The sequence below is a fragment of the Mucilaginibacter pineti genome, assembly GCF_900101875.1.
Classification (GTDB): domain Bacteria; phylum Bacteroidota; class Bacteroidia; order Sphingobacteriales; family Sphingobacteriaceae; genus Mucilaginibacter; species Mucilaginibacter pineti.
The window spans coordinates 21184-31117 of sequence record NZ_FNAI01000028.1 but is presented as its reverse complement, the minus strand read 5'-3'; the positions used below and the strand labels follow the sequence as shown (position 1 = coordinate 31117).

Here is a 9934-nt window from a genome sequence, read left to right as displayed (position 1 = left end):
CTGGAAAATCATCGTTACTACAGCCACAAAGACCCGGAGGTCAAGCAGGGACTTAAAAAGCGCGGCGATCGTAAAGACGGTAATCAGATGCATGTACAGGTCATTGTCAGCCGTAAGGATGCCACGAACAAGATCAAGCTTAGCCCGATGAACACCTCGCGGGGCAAGAATGCAGAGCATTCTAAAAAGATGGGCCAGTTCGACCGGGTGGCTTTCAAGCAGAGCGGGGAAACCCTGTTCGATAGTTTGTTCTCGTTTGACAGGCAACTTAAAGATACACTGGCTTACGCCAATGTACGGAAGAACGGGAGACTGGCGCAGCGGGAACAGCTGAGCCTGCTAAACGAGGGCGCATCGCAGAATTACCAGAGCAGATCGGTAGCTAATGAACTTGCCCAGGGCGTTGCGGAAGGCTTATTTGCGACCACCGCCGGTATGCTGGCCGCAGCAGGCAAGACAGCGGCAGGTTTCCTGGAGGTAATGCTGGAACCGGTGTATACAGCGGGTGCAAATATCGTCCCGGAAAGTGAAGCCGAGCAAAAGAAAAAAAGGAAAAAAAGATCGCAGGGTCAGCAGATCACACGCTAATGCTTATCTTCACGTTACCAGAGGTTATGCCTTACAGTTAGGGCAAAGACCATCTACTATAGCCCGTTTTTGCGGGCTATCCTTTTTTAAAATATGTATAATAACCTTACGCTACCGATGATCCGGGCTATAGTCCTGACCATTTTTATACAGGGTATAGATCAGCACGAGCAGTTTTCTTTCCAGGGCAACGATACCTATTTTTCCCGGTTTGCCATTCTCTTTAAGCCTGTTAAAATAAGTCTTTAAGGTTTTGTTGTGAATAATAGAACTGACAGCAGCCATATATAGCCCCGCCTTGATGTAAGCATTTCCCCGTTTGGATATATGGGGCCGCCAGGTCAGCGTTCCCGATTCTTTCATGACCACATCCAGCCCCACATAACTGACCAGTCGGCGCCGGTTACCGACATTGGCAAAACCATCGGTTTCAGCAATAACCGTAATTGCTGTAACAAAGTTGACCCCAGGAATGGTAATGACGTGTTTGGTCTGCCTGGAGAGGTCAGGATCACTTTCCGCCAGTTCACGCATTTGCGCTTCGATCTCGCCAAGTTGTTTGGTTGCTAAGGCGATCCGTTCTTTCAGGCGCGCAATGCTATCCTTGAAAGCATCGAAAGAATGGTTCAGGGCATGTAACTGGTTGGTTAAGGCATTTCTGTCCCGGATCAAACCGATGCGTTCCCTGCTCATTCTTTTTAACAGGCGCAGCTGCTCATTGGGACGGCTCCAGGGCATAAGTTCCGTTCCAGGCCCATACGGGCCAGCATACCGGCATCGATCTTGTCTGTTTTGTTCTTCTCATCCAGGCTCCTGGCATACTGTTTGCCTTTCGTGGGCTGAATAACGCTCAACCGGTAACCTACACCGGCAAGAAAATAGGCGGCTTCTTCGTGGTAGGTGCCGGTCGCTTCCATATTGACATGCAAAGCAAGCGCATTATCCTGCTTCCTGTTTAGCCACTCCCGGAGCTTTATAAATCCCTCAGGACTGTTCTCAAACCCGCTGGTTGCCACCACTTTGATTTTTAGTTCTTCTGTATAGAAGGACAGGCAGCAATCGATCTTTTTCATGGATACGTCTATACCCAGGCACTGCTTCAATGTTACTTTTTTGCTCATAATGAATTGTTATAGAAATCGAAACAGAGAGATATATCCCACAGTCTATACTCATATTCTACACAGGCTCAGGGAGCTGTCCCCCGGCTTAAAATACTATTGAGACTCATGGATAAGAACCCGGCAGTCATGTGGGCATTATCCATGGCGGCAATCTGCTTTTCCAAGGGACACTGGCCGGGCTGCAAAGGGAACGGGCGGCGGGTGCCCGCCGGACTTTAAGCACGAGCAATAATATGGAGGCATCCGCTATACTGCGACATCACCATAGCGAAGTGGTACTTAGGGACGATCTCTTTAGCCTGCCCATGCCCGAAAGGGATGAAGTCGCCGCACTGGTGCGTGAGCTGGTCGGCTCCGGCATCGATATTTATGAGCTCAGCCTTGCACAAAATGACCTGGAAGCCATCTTTATGGACATGATCACCAAATAAAAAATGAACCTGATGAATACTTATATACACAGCTTTCAAAGCGAGTGGCTGAAGCGCAAGCGCAGCCTGGCCTCCTGGCTGGTCATCTGCGGCGCCGCCTTTACAGCGATGGTGATTATCGTGGCCAAGCTTGTCCGCCACAGCAGCCTGGCAGCGGCAGGCGTAGCCCCCAAATACTGGGAAAGCTTATGGAAAAGCGCCTGGGAATCGATGGCCATTTTCCTGCTGCCGCTGGGGGCGATCCTGGCCAGTAGCCTGATCACCCAATTGGAATATAAAAACAACAGCTGGAAGCTGCTGCATACGACACCGCAAAGCTATGGGGTGATCTTCCTGGCCAAGCTTTCGGTCATACTGGTCATGATGCTGCAATTCCTATTATTTTTTAATATCGGCATTTACCTGGCGGGTGTATTGTCCGGCCTGCTTTTCGGTGTGGCTTACCCTGCTGAACCGATACCCTATCTTCATTTTTTGCTGAAGACGGGCGCTACCTATTGGCCTGCCTGCCGATAATCGCCCTGCAATACCTGATCAGCCTGCAATTTAAAAACTTCCTCGTGCCGGTAGGCACCGGGATTGTCCTCTGGATCTTATCGGTCGCTGTGCTCAGCTGGAAATACGGTTATTTTATTCCATACACGTATTGCAGCTTTAATTACCTGAAGGACCAGCCCAAATTCGGGCAGCAGGTTTCCCTGCTGCCCTGGGCGCTGGGCTACTTCCTCGTATTTACGCTGTCCGCCTATGTTTTGTATCTTGGTCAAAAAGAGAAAGGCTAATGAAAAGATCCGTTGTTTGGCTGCTGCATACCGGGTATTGGTTACTGTTCCTGCTCTTGCTGCTGACCTTTTTTTTCTTTGCTGTTTTTGTTCCTGCGCATAGCCGGTTAAGCGGGCCGCCGGTTAATGGCCTGGCGGCCTGGGCACGTTCGATGCTGGGTTTCGCTGTCCTGCCCGGAATCACCACGTTCTATGTATGTTATACTTACCTTTTTTACCGCCTGCTCAGCAGGCAGCGCTTTATGCTGTTCATCGTGTCCAGCATACTGGTTGCCTTGATAGCCTCCTGCATGGGGGCGGCTTTTGCCCCATTACCCTTTGTTTGGGCCGGCTTTTCTGTTCGGCGATGGCTATGCATCTGCATTGCTGATTATATTGCTGATGACCGGCATTGCCTGGATCAACGGGATGCTGGGTGCGGTGATTAAGGGCAGCCTGACCTGGTACCGGGATATCCGGGTCAAAGAGGAACTGCACCGGAAGAATATGGAAACGGAGCTGGCCCTGGTCAAATCACAGATCGATCCGCATTTCCTGTTCAATACGCTTAATAATATTGATATTCTGATCACCAGGGACGCGGAGACAGCATCGGCTTACCTGAATAAGCTTTCGGGTATCATGCGCTTCCTGCTGTATGAAACAAAGGCGGAGCGGATAAGCCTGGAAAGGGAGCTGGATTATGTGCAGCAATATATCGATTTGCAAAGGATCAGGACTAGCAACCTTGATTATGTCGATTTTGAGATCAGCGGACGTTTCTGCGGACAACTCATTGCGCCGATGATCTTATTACCCTTTATCGAAAACGCCTTTAAGCATACGGAAAGCCGTAAAGCGGAAAGTAATATCCATATCAATTTGCTGCTAAATAAGCACCATTTAGTTTTTACCTGTACTAATACGCTTTTCGTCAAAGACGATAGTGCCGATATCGGGCTGGGCAACACGCTGATCAGGAAGCGGCTGGAACTGCTTTACCCTGATGCGCATGTCTTAATTATTACAAATGAAGCCGGGCTTTACCGCGTTAACCTGGAATTGTCGCTATGAAATACATCATCATCGAAGATGAGCCGTTGGCGGCGGCCAGGGTGCTGGAATTTGCGGGGCGACTTCCTTATCTGGATTACCAGGCCAGCTTTGAAAGTGCGCTTCCGGCTATCGAATACCTGAAAGTTAATCCCGTTAACCTCATTTTTTTAGACATCAATATCGGGGAAATATCCGGTATACAATTCCTGGAGCTTGTCCGGCCCGACTGTGCAGTGATCATCCTGTCCGCTTACCAAGAATACGCCCTGAAAAGCTTTGAGATGAACGTTACGGATTACCTGCTCAAGCCTTTTACGTTTGAGCGCTTTTACATGGCGGCACAACGGGCACAAATCCTGCAAGCCCGGCTGCCTGGAAAGCAATTTGTCTTTATCAAAACACAGTACCGTCTGGAAAAAGTGATATTGAGTGAACTGCTATATATTGAAGGCGCGCGGGATTACCGCCGGATTCATACCAAAACGCAGGCGCTGATGACGCTGGAAACCTTCGGCGAACTCGAATTGCAGCTACCGTTAAGCCGTTTTATCCGTGTACATAAATCTTTCCTGGTGGCGCTGGACAAGATCGAATCCATAGAAAAGGATTTTATCCGAATCGCTAACCGCCTGATCCCTGTGTCTGATACCTATAAGATGGCACTGGCCGAAAAAACCAAACCTAAATAAACCGACATGAAAAAATTATTGATCTGCTTGTTATTTTGTCTTTCCATTTTACAAGTATTCAACATTACAGGTTGTACGAAGAAGGCCCAAAATGCCGTTGAGCAACCGCATCATAACACGCCTGTTCTGCTTGGTAGCCTGATACCCTCAGCCTTTAAACTTGATAAAAACAATATGGCTACTGTGTATTTTGTAGCATCTTCCACCGCTTATAAATTGGACCTTAATAAAATAAGTGCCAATGCCACGTATAACTTGTTGCTAACTTCGAAAAATAAATTGACCCCAGTTAAGGTTTACATTTACAGGAACAGTCAGGAAATTGCAAAGATAGAACTATGAAAAAGACAATTACTTACATCTGTAGCGGCATGATGCCTGTTAGATCAGATCAATAATAGCTTGCATTTATGTGATATATCAACTATTATTGTATCAATAAAATAAATGAAATGTTAAGTCCCGAGCAAACCGTATTTTACAGTATAGAAAAGGCCATTAAATCATATCGGCAATTCGCCCAGGAAAATCTGAATAGATTGAAGCTTGAGATCACCATTGACCAGGGTCTGATCTTAACGATTATCCGGGATAACCCTGGGATCAGCCAGCAGCAAATCGCCCGGAAGTCTTTTAAAGACCATGCCTCAGTAACGCGCATTATTGAAAATCTGGTGGGCCGGAAGATCCTGCACCGGGACTTTCATACAGATGACAGGCGACGATTTAATCTGAGTATTACGGAATTCGGTTTAGGCCTCATCATGCAACTGGAGCCGGTTGTCACATCCAACCGGGAGCAGGCGATAGCCGGTATTTCCACTGACGAAATCGAACTGTTGGAGCAACTGCTCCAAAGGATAACGCATAATTGCAAAAGATCATGAAGAAGAAAATATGGACCGGGTTGCTGATGATGCTGTTCCTAAAAAGTGCTTACAGCCAGAGCATAGAAAGGTATAAAAGTTATCTGAACTTTTATACCCTGGTCAGCGGCATCAATGTCCGGCCGCACTGGTATAAGGACGGTAATCGCTTTTGGTTTGCAGCAGGGACACCTGACAGCAGCGTTATCTATGCGGTCGATCCCCTGCGAAACACGAAGACAGCTCTTTTTGATAACCAGCGCTTACGTGCGGCGCTCCGGCAAGTGCTGGGACATGAACCGGCAGGCAAGGGAATTCCGTTTACGGATTTTGCATTTACCGCTGACCACAGCGTTCAATTTAAGGTGGAAGGAAAAGCTTATATTTTAAATTTGGACAATTTCCAGATCATTGCTGACGTCCCGCAGCAACCGTCAGGGCAACCAACCGTTTCGGCACGGGATCATAACCTTTGGTTAGGTTTAACACCTTTAACCCATGACGGAAGCCAGGATTATGAATGGACGATGGAAGACGCTGCCTGGTCACCCGGCGGCAACCTGTTGCTCGTCAAAAAAGCAGATGAACGGAGAGTACACCATTTGCCGATCATCGACTATTCAACCGCTATCGAAACCGCCAGTTGGGTTCCCTATGCTAAAACCGGCGGCGCGCTACAAATTACGCAGCTGTTCGTTATGGATAGCAAAATGAAAGGGCAGGTAAAAATTGACGTGGGCAAAGATACCGCGCAGTATATATTCCCGCTCGGCTGGCGGCCGGACGGTTCAGAGGTACTTTTTATGCGTCTCGGCCGTGATGGCAAAAAACTGGAATTGCTGGCTGCCGATCCGCATACCGGCAGCAGCAGGATCATCCTTTCGGAACAGCGAGAGACCTTCATAGGCGGGCTCGATTTTATCATGGAAAATTGGAGAAAACAATGTCTCGTGTTGAAAGACGGTTTCATCTGGACATCCGAAAGGGACGGCTGGAAGCAGCTCTATTGGTATGATTGGAGCGGCAGGCTGATCCGGCGTTTAACCAGGATGGCATCCCCGGTTGTAGCCGTGGTTAAAGCAGATGAAAAAAGCGGCTGGGTCTATTTCACAGCCAATGCAGAAACGGATCTTTACGCCATTAACTTTTACCGGGTTAATTTCGGGGGGCAGCATTTCCAAAAACTAACAGCGGCAAGCGGCCCGCATGACATCAAGTTCTCGCCTTCAGGGAAATACTTCCTGGACACCCATTCCACGCCGGATAGTCCGCCGGTAACGGAGTTGCGCAGCTCGGACGGGGGGCTCGTCCGGTTGATCAACCAAGCGGATACCAGCGCCTTGAACCGTACCGGTTTTCATGCGCCGGAAAGTTTTATCGTCAAAGCAGCCGACAGCAGCACCGATCTGTATGGGATACTTTATAAACCCTATGATTTTGATCCCGGCAAAAAATACCCGGTGATCGAGCTGATCTACGGCGGGCCGTTTACCAACATCGTACCGCACGGTTTCATGCCGGGAAATTCGCTGGCTATTCAGGCCCAGGCCCTGGCACAGTTAGGCTATATCACTTTTTTAGTTGACGGGCGTGGGACTATCGGGAGAAGCAAGGGTTTCCAGGACGCCGTATATGGAAATATCGGCAAATACGAGATACCTGATCATGTCGCTGCGCTAAAACAACTGGCGGCTGGCCGCCCTTATATGGACCTTAAAAGAGTCGGTATCTACGGACATTCCTGGGGCGGCTATTTTGCGCTCCGGGCGATGCTGGCCGCACCGGATGTCTATAAGGTGGGCATCGCTTCTGCGCCTGGCGAGCTGACTGAAGGCGCCGAGATCAATGAGCCTTATATGGGATTGCCGCGGGATAATCCGTCAGGCTATGCATTCGGTAACAATACCCATCTGGCCGGAAGGCTCAAAGGCAAGCTGCTGTTTATCCATGGCACCAGCGATACGAACGCGCCGCTTTCAACAACGATTAGAATGATCGATGCGCTGATCCTAGCGGGAAAGCCGTATGACCTGTTACTGTTACCGGGGCAGAGCCATTTTTTTCAAGGTGCCTATGACCAGTACGCAAACGATGCCATAAAGCGTTATTTTGAGGTAAATTTAAGATCCTTGCCCTAAAATGTTCTACATGAAATTACTTACGTGCTTAATGCTAAGCAGTCTTTTGTTCATACAAAACCCGGTTACAGCCCAACTCAAAACGATCGACGGTAAACCCGTTTCAATCGCCAAGACCGACCTGTTGCTCCGGCACCAAATGCATTCGCTGCACATTCCCGGCCTTTCCATTGCGGTGATCAATGACGGAAAAATCGCCTATCAGCGCCAATGGGGCTTTGAGAACCTGGAAACAAAAAAAACGGTCGATGAGCAAACGCTATTTGAAGCGGCTTCCATGAGCAAGACCGTGTTTGCTTATTTTGTACTGAAAATGGCGGACAAGCGGCTGATCAACCTGGATACCCCGCTCTATAAATACCTCCCCAACCCGGCTATTTCCTATGATGAACGGTACAAACGCATCACAGCAAGAATGGTCTTGTCGCATACCACGGGTATGCCGAACTGGCGGGAGTATGACCTGGCTGACTCAGCGCTGCATATGAAAAAGGGCGAGCTATACCTGAAGTTGACGCCTGGCACCCATTTTTCGTACTCTGGGGAAGCTTATCAATACCTGGTTGAAGTCATGGCAAAGCTAATCCGCACGGATCTGAAAAACTTAGGCCAAATCGTTTACCAGGAAGTTTGCGTCCCGCTGGGCATGACCCATGCCTATTTCAACTGGAACCGTTATGTAGCGCTTCACCGGGCTACCGGGTACCGGCAGGAAAATAACAGCGGGATCAACGAGCCCAAAGCCATTAAGAAGTTTGAAGAATTTAGTGCTGCCGGTGGCCTGCGGACCAATGCGGCGGATTACGCGAGGTTCCTGATCACGCTGATTAGCGGAAAAGGCCTGTCCAAATATGCGATACAGGAAATGCTCAAAGCACAGTCACTGACCGACCCGGATATGGTGGAAGATAATGGTGCCCACTGGGGCCTGGGCATTGCCATGAAGGATACGCCTTATGGCATACGTTACCAGCACAGCAGCAATAACGGGGATTTCACGGCTTACTTCGTGTTATATACAGATAAAAAATCGGGCTTTGTATTCCTGACCAACTGTAACAAAGCCGGTGACTTATTTGAAAAACTGGAACCCTGGTTGACTACCGGGAATTATTAATAAAAAATAAAACGATGAAGAAAATACTCCTGGTGATTGGCCTGTTCATAGGCCTCCATGCAGCCGCGCAAAACCCGGCATCACTGCCAAAAGACACGACGCTATCCCTGCCGGAAAAAAGTTTCGAAACCCTATGGCTGACCTTCGAGGATCACTATGCGTTCTTCAAGTTGCGCCACATCGACTGGAAGGCCACCTACCAGGAATATCGCCCGCAGATCAATGCGCAAACCCCGGATGATAGCCTGTATGCGATATTCACGAAAATGCTGGCACCCTTCCAGGATAATCATATCAACCTGATCGTGCCGCATGTCAAACAGTTTAAGTCCATCAAACCTTCGCAATTTCAGAAGGAGTTTTCAAGCGATAGTTTGGTAGCCGCATTCTGGAAAATGGTCGACCAGGCGCTTTTACAAAAGGGTTTCAGCAAGCTGAAGTACGCAGGCCCGGAATTTAATGGCCGTAAATTATTCTGCTTTACGACCGCAAGCCGTACCGGTTACTTAAGATTCAACCGTTGCTTCGTAGCGCAGGAAGCAGATAATATCCCCGATGCGAAGGTGGCGGCTAAGATCCTGGATACGGTATTTGCGGCATTTAAAAACGTTAATAAGATCATCATCGATGTGCGCGATAATATCGGCGGAAATGATGAATTCGCTTATGAGGTCGCTGGCAGGTTCACTAGTGAAAAAATACTGGGTATGACCAAGCGCACCCGTAAAGGCGGGTATGAAGATTTTGACAAAGCTGAAAAATGGTATATCGAGCCAAAAGGCAAAAGCAAACAATTCAGATCCGTTACCTTATTGACCAATGATAAAACGGTAAGTGCCGGTGACGTCTTTGCCATGATCATGAAGGCACTGCCCGGCGTAAAAATTATCGGGACCAATACGCGCGGTATTTACTCGGATATGTATGGCTTCGAGCTACCAAATAAATGGCTCGTTTCATTGTCGAATCAGCGTTATTATAATGCGCAGGGCGTGTGCTATGAAGGAACGGGAACACCTGTCGACCTGGTGATCAACAATACTAAAACTGATCTGAAAACAAACAACGACCCTGTACTTCAAGCCGCTTTTAAGTAAGCTGGTAAACTTAAAAGATTTAACCAAATCACGATCACCCGCCCGGTATCGGCCAACGCGGTATAGG

14 protein-coding genes are annotated in these 9934 nt (G+C 48.5%); 12 read left to right on the top strand and 2 right to left on the bottom strand.

Going from position 1 to position 9934, the window contains the following annotated elements; genetic code table 11:
• Window positions 1-588 (top strand): DUF5712 family protein (locus tag BLS59_RS32365; RefSeq protein ID WP_240315394.1); only part of this gene is annotated, 588 nt, incomplete at its 5' end.
• A 111-nt stretch (window positions 589-699) separates the two neighbouring features.
• Here BLS59_RS32365 and BLS59_RS30310 read toward each other — a convergent pair.
• Window positions 700-1326: a transposase gene (locus tag BLS59_RS30310; RefSeq protein ID WP_091157608.1), complete on the bottom strand. Its 627-nt coding sequence runs from the start codon at window positions 1324-1326 to the stop codon at window positions 700-702.
• On the bottom strand, window positions 1287-1709 hold the full coding sequence (locus BLS59_RS30305; protein ID WP_091157611.1) for an IS110 family transposase: 423 nt from the start codon (window positions 1707-1709) through the stop codon (window positions 1287-1289). Before BLS59_RS30305 ends, BLS59_RS30310 begins: the two co-directional genes overlap by 40 nt.
• A 131-nt stretch (window positions 1710-1840) precedes the next feature.
• On the opposite strand from BLS59_RS30305, the gene BLS59_RS30300 reads away from it, so the two are divergent.
• The 11 genes from BLS59_RS30300 (at window position 1841) to BLS59_RS30250 (ending at window position 9867) form a co-directional block, all read left to right on the top strand.
• Entirely contained in the window at window positions 1841-2143 is a 303-nt protein-coding gene (locus BLS59_RS30300; protein WP_091157606.1) for a hypothetical protein, read from the top strand.
• Window positions 2144-2155: 12 nt separating this feature from the next.
• Complete coding sequence (locus BLS59_RS30295) at window positions 2156-2659, top strand: ABC transporter permease (RefSeq protein ID WP_162842821.1); 504 nt, start codon at window positions 2156-2158, stop codon at window positions 2657-2659.
• Window positions 2641-2925: an ABC-2 family transporter permease gene (locus tag BLS59_RS30290; protein ID WP_091157600.1), complete on the top strand. Its 285-nt coding sequence runs from the start codon at window positions 2641-2643 to the stop codon at window positions 2923-2925. The genes BLS59_RS30295 and BLS59_RS30290 overlap by 19 nt, the downstream gene beginning before the upstream one ends.
• The gene (locus BLS59_RS30285; RefSeq protein WP_091157598.1) at window positions 2925-3353 is read left to right on the top strand and encodes a hypothetical protein; all 429 of its coding nucleotides are present in this window, start codon (window positions 2925-2927) and stop codon (window positions 3351-3353) included. Before BLS59_RS30290 ends, BLS59_RS30285 begins: the two co-directional genes overlap by 1 nt.
• A complete protein-coding gene (locus BLS59_RS30280; RefSeq protein WP_091157595.1) occupies window positions 3307-3978 on the top strand; it encodes a sensor histidine kinase in 672 nt (223 codons plus the stop codon). The genes BLS59_RS30285 and BLS59_RS30280 overlap by 47 nt, the downstream gene beginning before the upstream one ends.
• Window positions 3975-4649, top strand: coding sequence for a LytR/AlgR family response regulator transcription factor (locus BLS59_RS30275; protein WP_091157593.1), 675 nt, complete (start codon window positions 3975-3977; stop codon window positions 4647-4649). The genes BLS59_RS30280 and BLS59_RS30275 overlap by 4 nt, the downstream gene beginning before the upstream one ends.
• A gap of 6 nt (window positions 4650-4655) precedes the next feature.
• Window positions 4656-4991, top strand: a complete 336-nt coding sequence (locus tag BLS59_RS30270) for a hypothetical protein (RefSeq protein ID WP_091157589.1) — start codon at window positions 4656-4658, stop codon at window positions 4989-4991.
• Between the two features lie 110 nt (window positions 4992-5101).
• Complete coding sequence (locus tag BLS59_RS30265) at window positions 5102-5536, top strand: MarR family winged helix-turn-helix transcriptional regulator (RefSeq protein WP_091157585.1); 435 nt, start codon at window positions 5102-5104, stop codon at window positions 5534-5536.
• The gene (locus BLS59_RS30260; protein WP_091157583.1) at window positions 5533-7653 is read left to right on the top strand and encodes a S9 family peptidase; all 2121 of its coding nucleotides are present in this window, start codon (window positions 5533-5535) and stop codon (window positions 7651-7653) included. The genes BLS59_RS30265 and BLS59_RS30260 overlap by 4 nt, the downstream gene beginning before the upstream one ends.
• 10 nt (window positions 7654-7663) lie before the next feature.
• Window positions 7664-8770 (top strand): serine hydrolase domain-containing protein, encoded by a 1107-nt coding sequence (locus BLS59_RS30255; protein WP_162842820.1) that lies wholly within the window; start codon window positions 7664-7666, stop codon window positions 8768-8770.
• A 14-nt stretch (window positions 8771-8784) separates the two neighbouring features.
• Window positions 8785-9867: a S41 family peptidase gene (locus BLS59_RS30250; RefSeq protein WP_091157578.1), complete on the top strand. Its 1083-nt coding sequence runs from the start codon at window positions 8785-8787 to the stop codon at window positions 9865-9867.
• Window positions 9868-9934 lie beyond the last annotated feature (67 nt).